1 protein-coding gene is annotated in these 1,166 nt (G+C 25.5%); it reads left to right on the forward strand.

What is annotated here, in order from left to right; genetic code table 11:
- Positions 1–288 precede the first annotated feature (288 nt).
- Entirely contained in the window at positions 289–1,038 is a 750-nt protein-coding gene (locus tag KGF52_RS20975) for a hypothetical protein (RefSeq protein ID WP_227841516.1), read from the forward strand.
- Positions 1,039–1,166: the final 128 nt, after the last annotated feature.

Here is a 1,166-nt window from a genome sequence, read left to right on the forward strand (position 1 = left end):
AATGATAATGGTATAAAAATACCTTTTCTAAATGAAGTAACAAAAATCGTTGAATAATCATATATAATTGAATATATATATTGGATTATTAGATAATATATATAATTATATATTTTATTTTTAATTGACTATTATCTTTTCTAAGTTTAAAATATATATGTAAACAAATATAAAATATAGAAATTAAAATTTATATTATTTAATAGTATTATTAAATAATAATAGATAAAATGACAGATAATATATTCATACTATTAAATATATTTTAAAAACAGGGAGGAAATAGATATGGCATTAGAATTTCAAAAAGAACCTAATGAAAATAATAATGATACTTCAATAGATTTAGTTGAGTATGGAGAAAATAATCTTTCAACTAAGTCTAAGGATGAAAAAGAAAAACTAGGAAGATATTCATCTACTTTAACTTTTATAAATTTTTTAGCTCAAGGAAGTAATCCAAAACCTAGACGAAAGCAAAGCATATCTCCAGCTGGAGAAAAGAATGTTTCACAAGAGCTTTCTCCAAAGCGAGTAGGAGCATTCTTCAAGACAGATAGAACAATTGAAATACCTCGAATAAGAACAGGACTTGATGTTGAAAAAGAACATCTAGATATAGAAAAAGATGTTAACTATGAAGTAATTGAAGCTGGTCAGGAATTTGAAATGACTACATATGAAGCAGCATTAGTGCTTATACGAGATGATTTTTGTGGATATTGTAATTTTAAAGGTGACTCTAAAGGAGCTAGAATAACTTTCAATACTAGGTCATATAAGAAAAGTGAAGATAAGAAAGGTCTGCCTACACCTTGGATTTATGTAAAAGATGCATCTGAGATATTAATTGATGAGCAAGACCCTGTAACAAGAGTTTGGAAAATTAAACCTGAATTTAAAGAACGTTATGGGCATTTAGTAGAGAATAAAAAGAGCCACCCTAAAAAATCTGATAGTCTTAATCGTTCAGAGTTGGTTGCTCTTGGTATACAAAAAATACTTGGTGTTGATGGTAATGGAAAACCAATAAAATAGAGATATAAACAATAAAAAAAGAGACTAAAAGTCTCTTTTTTTATTGTTTATATCTCTATTTAAGGATATTAAATAGAATATATAAGATATATTTAACATAATTAAAATGTAAATAATAATATAAGAAG

The organism is Clostridioides sp. ZZV15-6597, from assembly GCF_020657815.1.
GTDB lineage: Bacteria > Bacillota > Clostridia > Peptostreptococcales > Peptostreptococcaceae > Clostridioides.

Bases quoted from the DNA above. Each gene is read 5' to 3' on its own strand.
- KGF52_RS20975 (WP_227841516.1), top strand. From the start codon at position 289: ATGGCATTAGAATTTCAAAAAGAACCTAATGAAAATAATAATGATACT.